The organism is Pseudomonas sp. 2, from assembly GCF_056627435.1.
In genome coordinates, this window is sequence record NZ_JBWXNG010000007.1 from 342,475 (window position 1) to 359,678 (window position 17,204).

At 63.6% G+C, this 17,204-nt stretch carries 18 protein-coding genes; 7 read left to right on the top strand and 11 right to left on the bottom strand.

Going from position 1 to position 17,204, the window contains the following annotated elements:
- The first annotated feature begins 73 nt into the window (after positions 1-73).
- Complete coding sequence (locus AC1MEK_RS14705) at positions 74-544, top strand: Dps family protein (protein ID WP_480397004.1); 471 nt, start codon at positions 74-76, stop codon at positions 542-544.
- A gap of 1,025 nt (positions 545-1,569) precedes the next feature.
- Here AC1MEK_RS14705 and AC1MEK_RS14710 read toward each other — a convergent pair.
- Positions 1,570-3,000, bottom strand: a complete 1,431-nt coding sequence (locus AC1MEK_RS14710; RefSeq protein WP_480397005.1) for a cyclic nucleotide-binding domain-containing protein — start codon at positions 2,998-3,000, stop codon at positions 1,570-1,572.
- 358 nt (positions 3,001-3,358) lie between these two features.
- Here AC1MEK_RS14710 and AC1MEK_RS14715 point away from each other — a divergent pair, with 358 nt between their 5' ends.
- Genes AC1MEK_RS14715 through AC1MEK_RS14725 form a run of 3 tightly spaced genes read left to right on the top strand, consistent with a single transcriptional unit; the run spans position 3,359 to position 7,585 of the window.
- On the top strand, positions 3,359-4,903 hold the full coding sequence (locus AC1MEK_RS14715; RefSeq protein ID WP_480397038.1) for an ATP-binding protein: 1,545 nt from the start codon (positions 3,359-3,361) through the stop codon (positions 4,901-4,903).
- A gap of 16 nt (positions 4,904-4,919) precedes the next feature.
- A complete protein-coding gene (locus AC1MEK_RS14720) occupies positions 4,920-5,537 on the top strand; it encodes a response regulator transcription factor (protein WP_480397006.1) in 618 nt (205 codons plus the stop codon).
- Positions 5,534-7,585, top strand: a complete 2,052-nt coding sequence (locus AC1MEK_RS14725; RefSeq protein WP_480397007.1) for an ATP-binding protein — start codon at positions 5,534-5,536, stop codon at positions 7,583-7,585. Before AC1MEK_RS14720 ends, AC1MEK_RS14725 begins: the two co-directional genes overlap by 4 nt.
- Positions 7,586-7,749: 164 nt before the next feature.
- Here the strand turns inward: AC1MEK_RS14725 and AC1MEK_RS14730 are convergent, their stop codons facing one another.
- The gene (locus AC1MEK_RS14730) at positions 7,750-8,349 is read right to left on the bottom strand and encodes a phosphohydrolase (RefSeq protein WP_480397008.1); all 600 of its coding nucleotides are present in this window, start codon (positions 8,347-8,349) and stop codon (positions 7,750-7,752) included.
- Between the two features lie 267 nt (positions 8,350-8,616).
- Between AC1MEK_RS14730 and AC1MEK_RS14735 the strand changes: the two genes are divergently transcribed.
- Positions 8,617-9,129, top strand: a complete 513-nt coding sequence (locus AC1MEK_RS14735; protein ID WP_480397009.1) for an AraC family transcriptional regulator — start codon at positions 8,617-8,619, stop codon at positions 9,127-9,129.
- Between the two features lie 135 nt (positions 9,130-9,264).
- On the opposite strand, the gene AC1MEK_RS14740 is transcribed toward AC1MEK_RS14735, so the two are convergent.
- Entirely contained in the window at positions 9,265-10,587 is a 1,323-nt protein-coding gene (locus AC1MEK_RS14740) for an OprD family porin (RefSeq protein ID WP_480397010.1), read from the bottom strand.
- Between the two features lie 265 nt (positions 10,588-10,852).
- Here AC1MEK_RS14740 and AC1MEK_RS14745 point away from each other — a divergent pair, with 265 nt between their 5' ends.
- Both AC1MEK_RS14745 and AC1MEK_RS14750 read left to right on the top strand, forming a co-directional pair.
- Positions 10,853-11,773 (top strand): LysR family transcriptional regulator, encoded by a 921-nt coding sequence (locus AC1MEK_RS14745; RefSeq protein WP_480397011.1) that lies wholly within the window; start codon positions 10,853-10,855, stop codon positions 11,771-11,773.
- A complete protein-coding gene (locus AC1MEK_RS14750; RefSeq protein WP_480397012.1) occupies positions 11,770-12,099 on the top strand; it encodes a hypothetical protein in 330 nt (109 codons plus the stop codon). The genes AC1MEK_RS14745 and AC1MEK_RS14750 overlap by 4 nt, the downstream gene beginning before the upstream one ends.
- Here AC1MEK_RS14750 and sctU read toward each other — a convergent pair.
- Genes sctU through AC1MEK_RS14790 form a run of 8 tightly spaced genes read right to left on the bottom strand, consistent with a single transcriptional unit; the run spans position 12,036 to position 16,948 of the window.
- A complete protein-coding gene (gene sctU, locus AC1MEK_RS14755; RefSeq protein WP_480397013.1) occupies positions 12,036-13,112 on the bottom strand; it encodes a type III secretion system export apparatus subunit SctU in 1,077 nt (358 codons plus the stop codon). The genes AC1MEK_RS14750 and sctU overlap by 64 nt on opposite strands.
- The gene (sctT, locus tag AC1MEK_RS14760; protein ID WP_480397014.1) at positions 13,109-13,903 is read right to left on the bottom strand and encodes a type III secretion system export apparatus subunit SctT; all 795 of its coding nucleotides are present in this window, start codon (positions 13,901-13,903) and stop codon (positions 13,109-13,111) included. Before sctT ends, sctU begins: the two co-directional genes overlap by 4 nt.
- On the bottom strand, positions 13,904-14,170 hold the full coding sequence (gene sctS / locus AC1MEK_RS14765) for a type III secretion system export apparatus subunit SctS (protein ID WP_110948095.1): 267 nt from the start codon (positions 14,168-14,170) through the stop codon (positions 13,904-13,906). It lies immediately after the preceding gene.
- A gap of 7 nt (positions 14,171-14,177) precedes the next feature.
- Positions 14,178-14,831 carry a type III secretion system export apparatus subunit SctR gene (gene sctR, locus AC1MEK_RS14770; RefSeq protein ID WP_480397015.1) on the bottom strand — a complete coding sequence of 218 codons (654 nt, stop codon included), beginning with the start codon at positions 14,829-14,831 and terminating at the stop codon, positions 14,178-14,180.
- Positions 14,828-15,226: a FliM/FliN family flagellar motor switch protein gene (locus AC1MEK_RS14775; protein ID WP_480397016.1), complete on the bottom strand. Its 399-nt coding sequence runs from the start codon at positions 15,224-15,226 to the stop codon at positions 14,828-14,830. Before AC1MEK_RS14775 ends, sctR begins: the two co-directional genes overlap by 4 nt.
- The gene (locus tag AC1MEK_RS14780) at positions 15,204-15,950 is read right to left on the bottom strand and encodes a type III secretion system protein (RefSeq protein ID WP_480397017.1); all 747 of its coding nucleotides are present in this window, start codon (positions 15,948-15,950) and stop codon (positions 15,204-15,206) included. The genes AC1MEK_RS14775 and AC1MEK_RS14780 overlap by 23 nt, the downstream gene beginning before the upstream one ends.
- The gene (locus AC1MEK_RS14785) at positions 15,947-16,495 is read right to left on the bottom strand and encodes a type III secretion system HrpP C-terminal domain-containing protein (RefSeq protein ID WP_480397018.1); all 549 of its coding nucleotides are present in this window, start codon (positions 16,493-16,495) and stop codon (positions 15,947-15,949) included. The genes AC1MEK_RS14780 and AC1MEK_RS14785 overlap by 4 nt, the downstream gene beginning before the upstream one ends.
- A 6-nt stretch (positions 16,496-16,501) precedes the next feature.
- Positions 16,502-16,948 carry a type III secretion protein gene (locus AC1MEK_RS14790; RefSeq protein WP_480397019.1) on the bottom strand — a complete coding sequence of 149 codons (447 nt, stop codon included), beginning with the start codon at positions 16,946-16,948 and terminating at the stop codon, positions 16,502-16,504.
- Positions 16,949-17,204: the final 256 nt, after the last annotated feature.

Sequence of the window (17,204 nt, forward strand, 5' to 3'; positions counted from 1 at the left end):
TTTCTGCTATTGAGTCGGGCTCCCTAGAATCGGTCTCAACACAGAAAGTTACATAGACCCAAGGGAGCAAGACATGGCTATCGAAATCGGTATCAACCAACAGGATCGTGCAGAAATCGTCGAGGGGTTGTCCCGGCTGATTTCTGATACTTACGTGCTGTACCTCAAGACCCATAACTTCCACTGGAACGTGACCGGGCCGATGTTCCGGACCTTGCATCTGTTGTTCGAAGAGCAGTACACGGAGCTGGCCACGGCGGTGGATGCGATCGCCGAACGGATTCGCGCCTTGGGCTTTCCTGCGCCGGGGACGTACTCGACTTATGCGCGGTTGTCGTCGATCGAGGAGGAGCCGGGCGTGCCGGCGGCTTCGGACATGATCCGGCAGTTGGTGCAAGGGCAGGAGGCGGTGGTGCGCACGGCCCGTGGGCTTTTCCCGCTGCTGGAGAAGGTGAGCGATGAGCCGACGGCGGATTTGCTGACCCAGCGGATGCAGGTGCATGAGAAGGCGGCGTGGATGTTGCGGGCGCTTCTGGAATCTTGATTTTGGTGGTGGCTCGGGGGGCGGGTTTCAGGTTCGGTCCCTGGGGTGTTCAAGATCAAGGTCAAGATCAAGATCAAGAGCGTTCTTCCTAACGTCAGACCTGTTTCGACTTCGTCGAGTTACTTGGAAAAGACCCCCAAGTAACCAAGGGGTCCTGCTCCTGGTTTGGCCCTCCTGCGTCGGGTACCTTCACTCCGGTCCCGCTCCGTGGGCCCGGCGCGAATGGGCCATCCATGGCCCCGCGCCTCGCGCGGCATCCATGCCGCTTGGCCCACTGCGCGAGACCTCCGTTCAGCCTGCACCCAAGTCGCGTTTTGTGTCGTCTGGGCTATTGCGTATGAAGATCAAAAGCCAAATCAAAGCGATCGGCTAACGCCGTCCCCGTAGTAGTCCGGCAAGCTGGACTGTTACGGGATTTACGCTGTGTCGCTGATCTGCTTCTGGCCGCAGGCCGTGGGAGCGCAGCTTGCTCGCGATCTGGCGCGAAGCGGCAGCAAATCCGGTGCACGCGGTGTGCCTGATACGACCAAAGTGGATGGTTTTACTGCCGCTTCGCGCCAGATCGCGAGCAAGCTGCGCTCCTACGCCCTTCGGGCAGAATCAAAGGCAGATAGTGTGGTACCGTGCCGTTGCCGTTGATCTTCATACACAGAACGCGCAGACGATACAAATCGCGACTTGGGTGCAGGCCGAACGCAGGCGATGTGGAGTGGGTCAAGCGGCAGGATGCCGCGCGAGGCGCGGGGCCATGGATGGCCCATTCGCGCCGGGCCCACGGAGCATCGCCGGAGTGAGGGAAGTCTGACGAAGTCAGACCCAAACCAGGAGCATAGGGACTTGGTTACTTGGTCCTTTCAAGTAACTCGACGAAGTCGAAACAGATCTGACGTTAGGAAGAGCGCTCTTGATCGTGATTCGACGAAGTCGAAACAGGTCTGGCGTTAGCCAGAACATTCAAGCGCCGCCGCTGAACCCAGATAAGACCGCGATCCAGCAGCCAGCACCAGATCCTAAAAAGCCAAGCGCTAGCGATTCTTGAGCCATCCCAGAAAATTGCTCTTCTTGACCACCACCGGCTTGCGCAACAACACATGCCGACTGGTCTGCTGCCTCACCGCCTGCAACTTGTTCAGCGCCGTGGTGATCTCCACCCGCTGCTCCATCGCACTGCGGGTCGCCGCCTTGTCGATCCGGTAGATCACACACGAGGTCATCGCAATGAACCGCGCCTCGGACGGGGTGTCATCCAGCACGCTCTGTTCGCCCATCACCTCGCCGGGCCCCATGCGTCCGGCTTCGACCATATTGCTGCCATCGGGAATGTTCGCCGACACCACGCCGGTGGCGATCACGTACAACCCGTCGGTGACCTCGCCCAGTTCGATGATGGTCTGCCCGGCGGCGTATTCGCGGGCGACCATGGTCTGGGCCAGTTGGTTCTTCTCGTCCAGCGTGCTGGTGCGGAATACCTTCACCTCGTCGAGCAATGCCCGGGGCCGCGACAGGGTTTCGCTGGTGGTTTCCGATTGCCAGGCGATGCCCGCCGCTTCCAGATGCCGGTACGCCAGGTCGAACAACAGGTTGCGCACGTCGCTCTTGGTCGACAGGTCGCTGATGAAACCGGTCATGGCGTATTCGATGGTGGTCGGGCTGGTGTCCTTGACCACGGCCCGCGCACGAGGTGTCTGCAGCAGCGCGCTGCAGCCCTGCAAGGCGCGCTCCAGCGCATCGAGCACCCGGCGCGGGCGGATGTGTGGCGACATCATGATAGTGATCGACACCCCGTGGATGTTCACCGGGCGGCTCAGGTTGACGATTTTGGCCTTGGCCGCCACCGAGTTGGGAATCACCACCATGGTGCCCACCCCTGTGAGCAGGTGGGTGGCGCGCCAGTCGATGTCCATGACCTTGCCTTCCATGCCGTCGATGGAGATCGAGTCATCCACCTGATAAGGCTTGGTGGTGTTGAGGATGATCCCCGAGAACACGTCGCTCAAGGTGCTCTGCAACGCCAGGCCGACGATGATCGCCATCGCTCCGGAGGTCGCCAGCAGGCCTTTGACCGGCAACTGCAGAACGTAACCTGCCGCTGCGACGATGGCGATCAGGAAGATCACCGCGCCGATCACTTCCTGCAGCAGGCGGCCGCTGTGGCCCACTCGCCCGGTCAGCAGCAGGCCGAGCACCACGGTCAGGGTGCGGGCGGCGTAGACCCACCAGACGATCGCCAGCGCCGTGGCGGCAAACTGCATGGCGCTGTCGTCCGGCCAGTTGGGGGCTTCCAGCGGGCTGACCCCGGCATTGATGATCACCAGGCTGTACAGCACGAAAAACCCCAGCCGGGCGCCGACCTGGGCGAGGCGGCCTCGTGCATCGAGCAGGTGCCAGGCCACGACGTCTGCCAACAACAAGAGCAGGCTCCAGGCCAGGGAGAAATGAGGAACGACTGTCGACATGGGCGATATCCGCTAGCGGGTTGCAGACCGAAACAGCAGCGCGGATGGTAGGGACACCGAAGGCGGGCTGTCTAGAACAGAAGAGGCTCAGGATCAAAAGCATTCGTGAGCAAGCTCACTCCCACAAGGGGGGGAGCAACTCAAAGCCAGTGGGAGTGAGCTTGCTCGCGAATGCGTCAGAAGCCTCAATATCGAACTCACTACCCCTACAGGTAATATCCATGTCGAATCATTACTGCTTATATAAGCACCGATACAAATGGATCAGCTGCGTGGTACCGGTTCAAGGGCGCAATGCCTGGAGGCGGGGTCGGCAAATCAAGGTGTGCCTATCCACTTAAAGGAATGTGTGAACAAGATGATAAGCGTCGGTCAGGCCAGCGTATCCCTGGAGTTGCGGGACGTTTTCAAAGACGGTGTCGCCCTGCGCCTGGGGACTCGCGCCTTCGATATCCTCGAGCTTCTGGTCCTGCATCAGGGCCAGTTGGTGAGCAAGGAGCAGATCCTGCAGCAGGTCTGGCCGGACACGGTGGTCGAGGAAAACAACCTGCAGGTGCACATCTCGGCGCTGCGCAAGGCGCTGGGCAGTGACCGCGACCTGATCCGCACGGTGCCGGGGCGCGGTTACCTGCTGCTGGGCGGCGAGGGCGGCGTTGCCGAAACGTCGTCTCAGGCATGCCCCGTGCAACCTCCGGCGTTCGGCGCGCAGCGTTTGCCAGCGGCGGTCGAACTGGTGGACCGCCAGCCTCTGCTGGATGAAATCGACACCGCGCTGAATGACGGCGCCGCCCTGATCACCCTGATCGGCCCGGGCGGGGTCGGCAAGACCAGCCTGGCCGTGGCCCTCGGTCGGCAGCGGCTGCAGTCCGGCCACACGGCGGCCGGCGGCATGCCGGTGTGCTTCGTGCCCCTGGCGCAATTGCACAGCAGCGAATCGCCAGCCCAGGCGCTGGCTGCCTCCCTTGGGGTCGAACCTTCGCCCACTCAGCCGTTGCAGCAGGCGCTGGTGGAACATCTTGAGCGCCACCCTGGCCTGATCATCCTCGACAACTGCGAGCACCTGATCGATCAGGTGGCCGAGCTTGCGCAAAACCTGCTGCTCGGCGCGCCGTCGGTGCGTATCCTGGCCACCAGCCGCGAGCCACTGCGCATTGCCGGCGAGCGCAGCCTGCGGGTGCCGCCGCTGTCGTCCCCCGAACCCTGTGCCAATCGCCAGGCCATTTTGCAAAGTGGCTCGGCGCAACTGTTTCTGCGTCATTGGCGGGCGCTGGACTGCCAGATCGCCACGATCAGCGACGCAGAGCTGGACGATTACAGCGTCGAACTGGTCGGCGAGGCCTGTCGCCGTCTGGACGGCATCCCGCTGGCGCTGGAAATGGCCGCCGCCCGCGCTTGCGCGCTGGGCCTGTTTCAACTGATCCAGAGCCTGGACGACAGCGTTCACCTGCTCTCGGCCAGCCTGCGCACCGCGCCGCCGCGTCAGCAGACCCTGCAATCGTCGTTGGCCTGGAGTTATCGGCTGCTCGATCAGGAAGAGCGCACGGTATTGCGCCTGCTGGCCGATCTGGACGGGCGCTTCACCCTCGACCAGGCCTGCAGCGCGCTGCAATGCGCAACTCTGGACCGGCCCTGCATCATGGATTGCATGGTGCGCCTGGCGACCAAATCGATGCTGATGGTCTCGGCGCAAGGGCCGTTCCGCTTCTACCGCATGCTCAACGCGACCCGCGCCTGCCTGCGCACCGGGCACCTGCACGCGCTCGAAGGCCAGACGCTGCGCCCGGACCCTTCCAGCCGCCAGGCGAGCGCCACGCTGGCCAGCCTGCAGTCGTTCAACACTATGCCGATCGGCCCGGACGGGTATCATGCCCGGCATCAGAGATCATTGGCGGTTGGCCGCTGAACCGACGGAAGCATTTATGAAAGCGACACCCCGGGTGTATGTGGTCGATGACGACGCGGCCATACGGACCGCGCTGCTGCGCCTTTTGAGTTCCGAAGACATCGCCTGCAGCGCCTTCGACAGCGCCGAAGCCTTTCTGGCGCAGACGCTGAGCGAGGCGCCCACCTGCCTGTTGCTGGACGTCAATCTGGCCCAGGGCACGGGCTTTGACCTGCAGGACGAACTGCTCGCCCGCGGCCTGCATTTTCCGATCATCTTCATGACCGGCTACGGCACCATCGCCATGTCGGTGAAGGCGATCAAGGCCGGCGCCCATGAGTTTCTCACCAAGCCCTTCGAGCCCGAACAATTGCTGGACTTGGTGCGCGAGGCCCTGGCCGACGACGCGGCCAAGCTGGCCGAGCGTTGCGAAACCTGGAACGTACGCGAGCGCTTCAACACCCTGACCCCGAGGGAGAAGCAGGTCATGGCGCTGCTGGTCACCGGCCGGATGAACAAGCAGATCGCCCAGGACCTGGGCACCAGTGAAGTCACGGCCAAGGTGCACAAGAAGCACGTCATGGCCAAGATGCAGGCGCGCAATGTCATCGAGCTGCTCAAGATGCATGAGCGTCTGGGCGACGTCGTGTCATGAGCGCCGGCAGCCGGGGCGCGATCCAGCCGTTGACCCTGTTGACGGGGGAGGACAGCCCGTTGCTGGTGCTCAGTGATCCGAGCGGGCAGCCGTTGTATGCGCGGGTCGACGAGCCGTTTTCCGTGGAGCGTTTTCTGGACGTGGCCATCGGTGCGGCGGCGGCGCTGTCCCAGGCCCATGTCAGCGGCCTGCTGCACCGGGACATCAAGCCTGGCAACCTGCTCGAAGGCGCCGACGGCGTGGTGCGCCTGACCGGTTTTGGCTTGAGCGTGCAGGCCCATCCTTCGGGGCATCTGCCGGTGTCGGACTCGATCTGCGGCACCCTGGCGTACATGTCGCCGGAGCAGTCGCGCAAGGTCGAGCGCCACGCCGACCAGCGCAGTGACCTTTATTCGCTGGGCATGACCTTTTACGAGTGGCTGACCGGGCGCCTGCCGTTCGAGGCCCGTGACGCCGTGGAATGGGTGTACTGCCACATCGCGCGCCAGCCCACTGCGCTGAATGTCTACCGCGGCGACATCCCGGCGGTGCTCTCGCAACTGGTGTTCAAGCTGATCGCCAAGAACCCCGATGAGCGCTACCAGAGCGCGGCCAGCCTGTTGGCTGACCTGCGCACCTGCCGCTGCCAGTGGCGGCAGTTCCAGGACATTCCGGAACTGGTGCTGGGGCAGTCGGCGGGCGACCCTGTCGCGCCGCGTCCGCCGCTGTGCAGCTGGACGTCAGATCAGGCGGCACTGGTGTCGCGCACCTCGATCAGCATTCCCGGCGGGCAGGACACGCTGGACCTGTCGTCGGTGATGAAGGCCGCCCAGGCCTTGAGTGAGGAAACCGATCAGGAGCGGCTGATCGAAATGCTCATGAGCACCACCATGCTCCACGCCGGTGCCCAGCGCGCCTTGCTGATGCTGGTCAAGAACGATGCGCCGCTGATCTGCGCCACGGGCCATGGCGATGATGCCGGGCTTGCGATCGAGCTGACCCAGACCACGCCCACCCGGCAGCACATGCCGCTGTCGATCCTGTACCGGGTCATGCGCACCCGCCAGCGCCTGCTGATCGACGACGTTCGCGCCGATCCCTATTTCGGCGACGACGAATACCTGGCGAGCGAAGCGGTGCGCTCGGCGGTCTGCCTGCCGTTGCTCAAACAGCGTCGGCTGATCGGCGTGCTGTATCTGGAAAACAACCTGACGCCCGGGGTGTTCACGGTCAACCGCACTGGCGTGCTGGAATTGCTCGCCGGGCAGGCGGCGATTTCCCTAGAAACCGCGCGGCTGCATGAACAGCTGCTGCGGGAAAACGCCTTGCGCCAGGACATCGAGACCGCGCTGCGCAATGCCCGCGCAAGGCTGGCGCAGGTGTCCCAAGCGACCATGATGGGTGAGCTGGCCGCATCCATCGCCCATGAGATCAACCAGCCGCTGGCATCGATGGTGTCCAATGCTGCGGCGAGCCTGCGCTGGCTCAACCGCGAGACGCCGCAGATTGACGAGGCGCTGTCAGGCCTGCGCGACATCGTTGCCGACGGCAAGCGCGCCGGGGATATCGTCAGGGCCTTGCAGTCACTGGCCCGGCAGGAGGCGCAGCATCGCCGCGCGCTGCTGATCAACGATGTGATCCGCCATGTGGTGGCGCTGACCCAGGCCGAAGGCGAACAGCAGAGAGTGTTGATGACCACCGACCTGACCCGCTCGCCGCTGCAGGTGATGGGCTCCAGCGTGCAATTGCAACAGGTGGTGCTGAACCTGATCCTCAATGCGCTGGAAGCCATGAGCCCCGGCGATCAGGTGCTGCGCCGGCTGTCGATCAGCAGCCACGCGGTGGGCGAGCAGTCCCTGGTGGTCAGCGTCGAAGACACCGGCCCCGGCATCGAGGCCGAGCACCTGGACAAGGTGTTCAACGCCTTTTTCACCACCAAGGACAAAGGCATGGGCATGGGCCTGGCGATCTGCCGCACCATCATCCACGCCCACGGCGGCCAGCTTTACGTCATGCCTGCGCGGTATGGTGGCACGACGTTTGTGTTTACCCTGCCGGCGATCCCATAGCAGTACGGTTCATCCGCGTTGGTGTTCACAAGATCGCTCCCGCGGGCAAGCCCGGCTGCTACGTCGGGAGGAGGTGCCAGGCGTTCTGCGTCTCGCCTTGACCCCGTAGCAGCACGGCTTGCCGGCGGGGCGTTCTTGAGGTCGCTGTTGCCTGTTCGTGGGTATCAGTTCGGCCAACGCGCCGCCAGCAACTGTTCGCAGAACCCGTCGACCTTCACATGCCGGTCATGGAACGCCAGCACATCGGCGTTGATCGTGCCTGCGGTGCTTTGCGGTCGGTGCAACTGGCCCAGCGCCAGGGTGTGCAGCAGCCTGACCTTGAAACCGGGGCCATGGGGCAGGGCGCTGAGGGTGCGGGCCAGGGCGTCGGGGCACAGGGTCTGGCAATGGTTGCCCAGCAGATCGGCCTCGACGGCGGCGCAGAGCAGGGCGGTCAGCGCGGGTTTATGGAGGGCGATGCCAGGGGTGGTGTGCAGGGCGATGGCGTCCCAGACCTGGGCGATCTCCTCGCCCGAACGCCCGAACCCGCGCAGGAATTCCGCTGCCGCATCGGCGCTGTCGACCTCGAAACGCTGCTGCGAATGACGATACAGCGTAGTCACGCCAATGCGCAGAAACAGCGCGCCGACGTACAGCAGCTCGGGGCTGTAGCGCAGTTCGCGGCCTTGCCCCAACAGGCTGGCGAACACAAAGGTGCGCAGGGCCGAATCGAACAGTAGCCCGGATTGGGTATCGCGCATCAACTCGGTCGCCGCGCGTGCCATCGCGCTATCCGGGATCGAGATTCCAGCTATGTATCGGGTGGCCACTTGCGTCCCTCGCAGCGAACCGTGCCTCGGAAAGCCGACCATAGTCCGCGCGACGCCAGACGTCCTTGTGTTGCACCTTAAATGTTCTGAAAGCGTCTGCAACGGGCGCTTGCGGGCGAGCAGGTTATTAACCATTCAGAACATTTAATGCCTCGGTAAGGACTTTAAGGTGCCGGCCGCCCAGACTTCATGAACCGCCCTGTGTGAGCTGGAGAGCCCGAAATGAATGCCATCGACCCTTTACAGTTTCGTTCGCTGCTGGCGTCCATGCGCTCATTGCTGGGCAGTGAGCAGGAGTTGCTGGAGCAGGTGGTGCACCAATTGTCGGTGCACCTGAAACCTACCCAGGAGCAGCCCGACCCGGATACGTCCAGCGAGCGCGTGGCGCTGTCGCCCTGGCAGGAACGGCGGGCCAAGGAGCTGATGGCCAGCCAGATGGACAAGGGCCTGTCGATCGCTCAGGTCGCCAGCGAATGCTCGCTGTCGCGCAGCCACTTTTCCCGCGCCTTCAAGAAGAACACCGGCCTGTCACCCCGCGACTGGTACCTGCAGCTGCGCCTGGACAAGGCCAAGGGCCTGCTCGGCAGTTCCGAGCTGACCATTTCCCAGATCAGCCTGGACTGCGGTTTTGCCGACCAGTCGCATTTCACTCGGGTATTTACCCGTGAAGTTGGCGTCACGCCGTTCAACTGGCGCCGCTCCATGGCCCTGGCGCCAGCCTGCATCGCAAGCTGACGTAACACCCGTTCCCTGTAGGAGTGAGCTTGCTCACGAATGCGCTCTGTCATTCACCACAGCGGTGACTGACCGACCCCATTCGTGAGCAAGCTCACTCCTACAGGTTGCCTGACCAGAGCAGGCCGGCGGGATTTAATGCAACAGATCCAGCGGGTACTCCAACACGATATACAGCCGGTCGATGTCATCACCGCCCTGAGCGGTATTGCCTCGATGGGCGACGTGGGAGACGTTGACCGACAGGTCCTTGGCCGGGCCCGATTGCACCACGTACTTCACGTCGATATCCCGCTCCCAATGGCGTCCGCCCTTGCCTTGAACGGGCTGGAAACGCCCTGATTCCTCGTCGAACGGCTGGTACACCGCGCCCTGGGGCGCATGGGTGCCGTCGATCTGGCTGCCGCGCACGTAGCGGGTCATGAACTTCAGACCCGGCACGCCGAACACGCTGGCGTCCAGGTCGTAGCGCAGTTGCCAGGACTGTTCGTGGGCGCCGTTGAAGTCGGCGTATTTGATCGAGTTGGCCAGGTAGATCGAGTCGCCGCCGACGAAATCGAACGGCGTGTCGCCATCGATCTTCTGCCAGCCGAGGGTGAATGCCTGGGCTCCCACGCGGTACTTGGCCGAGAGGCTGTAGGCGGTGTTGTCGATCGCCCCGGCCCGGGCGCTGCCTTGGTCCAGTGTGCGATAGAGATTGCTGTCCATCAGCAGGGTGCTGTTGTCCGAGAGCACGCTCAGGTAATGCAGGTTGCCGTAGTACTGACGCCAGGTGTCGGTGAGTTGCGAGGCGTAGACCGCGCCGTCAAGCGGGCTGTTTGTCGTGGTTTCGATGCCCGCCAGGCTAAGGGAACGGCCCCGGGTGGTCGCGCCATAGCCATCGAATTCGCCCCGGGAAGTCGAGGCGTTCTGGTTCTTGAAGGCGTTGAAATGCCCGGCCACCAGTTTCAGGCCATCGACGTCGCGGCTGTCCAGCAGAAGGCCGGTGGCGTATTCGGGTTGCAGGCGCTTGTCGCCGGTGTCGAACACTGGGGTCTCAACCTCCATTTCGCCGATCTTCAGCGTGGTCCTGGACAGCCGCAGTTTCAGCGCGGCCCCGGCATCGGAGTAGTCGCGTTCGGCCCGGCCGTCGCTGTCGATCGGCAGCAGCCCTGCACCGGCGTGGCCGCGTCCGCCGTCGAGCTTGAGGCCGTAGAAGCCATGGGCATCGACGCCGACGCCCAGCGTGCCCTGGGTGAAACCGGACTGTAGATTGGCGATCAAGCCCTGGGCCCATTCCTGGCGATAGCTTTGTTCGCGCTGGCCGGTCCGGTAGTCGTTCTGCAGGAAGAAATTGCGCGCCAGGACATTGAGCGAGGAGCCTGCGAGAAAACCCTGTTCATCATCGTCGGTCGCAGCCATGAGGTCGGGGGAGGTGGCGACCAGCGCCAGGGTCAGAAGGGACAAGCGGCTTGCCATGGATCGGCCTTTTCAAAGTACGAAAGCGAACGGGCACTCTGGCAGCTTGCAGGCTTCGCGGATTGACGGGCTGTGCGCTTTTTGGTCCCTGGGTGCTATGGCGCGTTCGCGGCCCGTGCGCACAGAGCACATTCGTTCAATTCGCCACGCGCCGCTTTGTGTATACCTGCGCAGGCTTACGCGCAAAGATCCCGGTTCAACCGCGTCGTTGCACAGGCTATGCTCACACCCCCAACGTCCCCCACGCTGACCCCGGAATCGCTCAATGAATCGCAATGACCTGCGCCGCGTCGACATGAACCTGCTGGTGATCTTCGAAGCCCTGATGTTCGAACGCAACCTGACGCGGGTGGCCGAGAAGCTGTTCATGGGCCAGCCGGCGATCAGTGCGGCGCTGGCCCGTCTGCGTGACCTGTTCGACGACCCGTTGCTGCTGCGCAACGGCCGGGCCATGGAGCCGACGGCGCGGGCGCTGGACATTCTCAAGGAACTCAAGCCGGCGCTGGACACCATCTCCGGCGCGGTGAGCCGGGCCAAGGAATTCGACCCGGCCACCAGTTGCGACATCTTCCGCATCGGCCTGTCGGATGACGCCGAGTTCGGCCTGTTTCCGCCGTTGCTGACCCGCCTGCGTGAAGAAGCGCCGGGGATCATCGTTGTGGTGCGTCGGGCCAATTTCCTGTTGATGCCCGCGCTGCTGGCCTCAGGGGAAATCTCGGTGGGCATCAGCTACACCACTGATCTACCCGCCAACGCCAAGCGCAAGAAGCTGCGCGACATCGGCGTGAAGGTGCTGCGCGGCGACAAGCGCCCCGGCAATCTGACCCTGGACGATTACTGCGAACGGCCGCACACCATGGTCTCATTCTCGGGCGACCTGACCGGCAACATCGACCTGGACCTGGCCAAGGTCGGGCGCACGCGCAAAGTGGTGGTGGCGGTGCCGCAGTTCAGCGGCTTGCGGGCGCTGCTGGCGGGCACCGAGTTGATCGCCACAGTGCCGGATTACGCGGCCTGCGCGCTGGTCGAAGGCTGCGCGCTGCGCGCCGAGGATCCGCCATTTGCCATCGAGCCGGCGGAGTTGTCGATGGTCTGGAGCGGCGTGCACGACAACGACCCGGCCGAACGCTGGTTGCGCTCGCGGATCACCGAGTTCATGTCCCAGGAAACCCGGCCGATGCCGTGAGTTTCAAAAGCGTCGCCGATCCGCTTTTGATTCTGGCCGAAGGTTGTAGCAACTGGCGCACCGGCGATTCGCTTCTGCCGAAGGCGTGGGAGTCCAGCTTGCTGACGATCTGCCGGGAACCGGCAGTAAACCCTGAAAACTTCGGTTTATCTGACGCGGCCAGTTCGTCTGCATTTACTGCCGGTTCCCGGCAGATCGCTGGCAAGGTGGAGCGCCACCCCGGCAGCTCCTACGCCTTCGGCAGAAGCAGATCCTGTTGTATTCAGGCCTCCTCAATCCTGATCACCTCATCCGTCACCTCTTCAAGCTGGCGCACCACCTGGTAGATGTGCGCCACGGCCAGCAGGGTCGGGCGCGGGATGTATTTGCCGGGCCTGACCTTGTACAGCGTGCGCGCCAGCCAGATGCTCTGCACCACCGGAATGCCGGCCTTTTTCGCCCGGGCGATCAGGGCGAGGGCGTCGTCGTCCTCACCCTTGCAGTGGATCTGCGGCAGCGGCGTCTTGCCTGGCCGGTAGTACAGCGCCACGGCGTAGTGGGTCGGGTTGACGACCAGCATGTCGGCGTCTTCCACCGGTTTGGGCGGGGCGGTCGGCGCCTGATTCAAGAGTTCGTGAGCCAGCTGCCGGCGGTGACCCTTGACGTGCGGATCGCCCTCTGACTGCTTGTATTCCTTCTTGATGTCCTCATGGCTCATGCGCAGCTTCTTGGCGTGAAAGTACTTCTGCAGCGCGAAGTCGACCATGCCGATCACCAGCAGCAAGCCCAGGGTGGCGCGCAGGATGTGGCGAAACAGCTGCAGCAGTGAATGCCAGTAAGTGGTGAGGTCGGTGTTGGACAGCAGGATCAGCGCCCCCAGCTCCGGCTTGACCACCGCATACAACGTGCAGGCGATCGCCACGGCCTTGAGGATGCTCAGCAGCAGGGTGGTCAGATTCTGTGCCGAGAACATCTGCTTGGCGTGGGCAAAAGGGTTGAGCTTGTTGATGTCGATCTTCAGGGCCTTGGGCGCGAACAGAAAACCGATCTGCATCCAGCTGCCCACCAGGCGCATCAGCATCGCCATGCCGACGCTGCTTAGGATAAAGCCGATCAGCACCGTCGAGCCTTCGCTGGCGACCTGCTCGATGGTGTGCATGAACGGCTTGCCCACGCCCTGAAACGACAGCGACATCAGGTGCTGCAGGCGCTCGACGCTTTCATCGGCCAGCCCCAGGGTGATTTCGCTGACCACCAGCAGCACCAGCAATTTGCTCAGATCCTGACTCTGCCCGACCTGGCCTTTCTCCCGGGCGTCACGCAGTTGCTTGGGCGTGGCTTTTTCTGTTTTCTCGCTCACGGCACGCTCACCAACTGCGTCAGCAGATGCTTGAGATCGGCCAGTTGCAGGATCTGGCCGTTGCCCAGCTCCAGCAGCGTCGGCAGATAAATCAGCAGAAAGGCAATCCCGGCCATGCTCTTGGCGGGCATCGCCAGGATCGACACGTTCAGTTGCTGGGCGTACAGCCCGATGATCGCCAGCGCCGCTTCGATCAACAGCAACAGGCCAATGAACGGCGCGGCGTAGAGCATCATGTGCTGCAGGGTCTGGTTCAGTTGTTCGAGAAACACATTCAAGCCGTCGGCCGTCATGCCCGGCAGCCAGGCGGTGGGCGGCCAGATCTGGTAGCTGTCCCAGATCACCTGAGTGATCAGCGACAGCCCGCCGGAGAGGATCACCAGCATGACCAGGGTTTCCTGAAACAGCTCGCCCAGGGGCGTGGCATCCGGGCCCAGCGCCGGGTTGAGCTGGCCGCCGCTCAACGCCCCGCGCTGGCTGTCGAGCAGGGCGCCGACCGAGGCGAACATCCAGAACGGCGCGTACAACAGCAGGCCCAGCAAGGTGCCGAGCACCGCTTCCTTGAGCAGCAAGGCGCCGATGGAAAACCAGTCGTTCTGAAACGACGACAGGGCGCGGCTGATGGCCGGTGCCGGGATCATCGCCAGCACCAGCACGATCGCATACCGCAGCGGGCCCTTGAGGTATTTGAAGCAGAAGGCCGGCACCAGAATCATGCACGGCAGCAGGCGCGCGGTGGCCAGGCCCATGCCCAGCATCAGCTCGAACAGGTTCTGGGCGTCGAAGGGCATCTAGTGCGCGCCCCCGGAACGGGCGATCAGGTCGAAGGCCATGTTGATGAACTGGATCAATTCCACGCCGATCCAGCGCCCGGTCATGGCCAGGGTCAGGCCGACGGCCGCCAGCTTGATGCCGAAGGGCAGGGTCTGGTCCTGGATCTGCATCAGGGCCTGCACCAGCGAGGTGATCACCCCCACCAGCACCGCCACACCCAGCGGCGGTGCGGTGAGAATCACCACCAGGAACATGCCTTGCTTGAACAGCGCCAACGCTTCCATGAGCGCCTCACATGTAGGAATAGAACAGGCTGTCGAGCAGGCGCGTCCAGCCTTGCACCAGCACGAACAGCAACAGCTTGAGCGGCAGGGAAATGGTCATTGGCGAGACCATCTGCATGCCCAGCGCCAGCAACAGGTTGGAGACGATCAAGTCGATGACGATGAAGGGGATGTAGATCAGGAAGCCGATCTGGAATCCGGCCTGCAACTCCGACAGCACGAAGGCCGGCACCGCCAGCAGCAGGTCGTTCTTGTTCGCCTGATCGGCCATGTCCCGCGGCCACATGCGTTGGGTGTTTTCCAGCATGTGGGCGAGCACGTCGGGGTCGGTGTTGCGGGTCATGAACTGCTGCAAGGGTTCGATCACCGTGCTGGCGCTGGCCTGCAGTTTGTCGGTGCTGCCCATTTCCAGCGGATGTTCATGCACCCGCTGCTGAATCTGATGGGCGACCGGGGCCATGACGAACAGCGTGGCGGCCAGGGCGATGCCATAGATCGCCATGTTCGGTGGCACTTGCTGCACGCCGATGGCGTTGCGTGTGATCAACAGGGTCATGGCGATTTTCAGGAACGCCGTGCAGACGATCAGCAGAAACGGAATCAGCGACAGGGCGCCGAGAAACAGCGCCAGCATGACCGGGTTCATGCCATCCATGATCATGCGGGCAACGCCATGCGGGTGATCTGCAGGCCCAGGCGGCCGTCGACGTCCACCAGTTCGCCCTCGGCAACGATGCGCTCGCCGTGGCACAGGGTGGCGTGGCCGGGGCTGATGCCGGCCACTTGCAGGACGCTGCCTTCACCGATGCGGCGCAGTTCGCCCAGGGTCAGTTCCAGCGTGCCACAGCGCAGGGTCAGGGCCATGGGCAATTGATCGAGTGGGTCCAGCGGCGGTGTTGCCACGCTGTGGTGCGGGGTGTGCTGATCGTCCTCTGCCTGCCAGTCGTTCTCGGCGAGGGCGGGCTCGGGATCGTCGTCATAGCCTTGCGACGACGCTTCGTATTCGTCGTCTAGCGAGGTGTCCAGCTCTTCGTCATACAGCGCCTGGTTGTCCATGTTGCGGGGTTTCCTCGTGGCTGAGCCGTACATACAGCTGTCGTTCGTGGCTGTCGGTGTGCACTGCCCAAAGCCGTGCGCCCAGTTGCAGCAGGCCGTTGCCGTGGCTGTCGAACCGGCAGTCCGGCGGCAGCAGAACGTCGCCCGGTTGCAGCGCGGCAAGCTGATCGAGTGTCAGCGACAGGCTCGCCAGCTCCAGCGGCTGACGGATCGGCCATTGCTCGTCCAGTGCCTGCCGGTCCGCCTGCCAGGGCGCCGCGTACAGCCAGCGCAACAGGGTTGTCGCCTCGGCCCGGATCAGCCCATGCAGCGACTGATTGCCGCGTTGCACCTGAATCCGACAGGTCACCGCCTTGGGCAGCGCATCGCCTGACAGCGCAGTGTTATCGCTGTGTGGTTCGAGGGGCGAAAGCAGTTCCGCGATCACCGGACTCAATCGCTGGTTGAGCATCTGCCAGTACCAGGGCTGGTGTTCGCCGGCCAGGGTCACTGGCAGCTCGCCCAGCAGGCTGAGCATGGATTCGGCCTCGCTCAAGGCGAACGGGCCGAGGGCACTGTTGAAGCACTGCATGGCCTGGGGCTCAGGGGAGGCGTCGAGCAAAGGGCGCAGCGTCAGCTCGGCGGGCTCCTCACCGACGCTGAACGTCAGGCGCACGCCAATGCCGAGCTGGCGGGTGAGGGCGGCGACGTCTGCATCGACCTTGCGCAGGATCAGCGATTTCATGCGTTCGACTCCTCATGCAGCGACAGCTCGACATCCTGGCCCAGCGCTTCGGCCAGGGCACTTTCGCAGGCGCGTTGATGGGGTTGCAGGCGCTTGAGCACCCCGCGTCGGGCGAAGCCCAGTTCGATGTTCCACTGGTTGTCGCGCTTGCTGGCGTTAACCTGGACCTTGCCCAAGTTGGGCATCAAGAGCGTCACGCTGAACGGCCCGTCAGGTTGTGCGGGCAGGCGCTGGGCCAGTTCGTCGATCAGTTGCGTCGGCACGCCGTCGCCGGGCGGCAACAGACTCAGACCACTGCCGCCATAGCCGGACTGATCAGGCTCGGCGTTGACCTGCGGCACCAGCAGCTGCGAGAAGAACAGGCCGTCGGCGTTCAGCGCGTCGTTGGGTGAAGGTTGATTGCAGTTCGAGCGCAGGCGGTCCAGGTCGCCCCGGCGCAGGTTGCCCAGGCGATTGTCCAGGCGGCTATCGCCGGTCGACGGCGGCGCGGGTCTCGGCTCGGCCTGGGGTTGTGGGCGCGGTGCGGATTTGATCGGTGTGTTCATCACAGCTCAACCTTCTTCAGTGAGGGCTTGCGCCAGGCAAGCGAGTTTTTCCACGGCCCGTTGCGAGGCCTTGGCGTTTTCCCGGGCCAGGGCCAGGCGCTGGTGTTGTTCGTCGATGCCCAAGCGTTGTTGCGCAACGTCCTGACGGATCAGTGAGAGGCGGTCGAGCATGCGCTGCTCCTTTCCCTGCCAGCGCTGCAGGGTGTTCAGCGATATGCCGGTGTTGAGGTGAGCGTCGCTCAGGGCCTGGCGCCGTTCACGCTGATTGATGCGTTCCTGGCTCAGGGCGTCGCGGGTTTCCTGCAGATGCAGTTGCATGCGCTCCAGCGCCTGCTGAGCCTTGCGCTGCGCCCGTTCGGCGCTGGCCTGGCGGTGCTGGCGCAGCGGCGTGAGCACGGCGATCACCTGTTCCATGGCCTGGCGTTGCGGGTCGATTTCCAGTTCTTCTTCCATCTGACTGCTGTGCCTCGATCCAAGGTATCGCCCTGATCCTGTGGGAGTGAGCTTGCTCACGAAAGCGGCGGTTGAGTCGCTACACATCCAGCGCCTGTACAGGCGTTTCGTGAGCAAGCTCACTCCCACATCAAACTGGTCACGTAGACTGCTAACGGCGGTACGTCTCTCATTCCGGCAGATGCGCGGTGAAAGGTATCGCCCTGATCCTGTGGGAGTGAGCTTGCTCACGAAAGCGGCGGTTGAGTCGCTACAC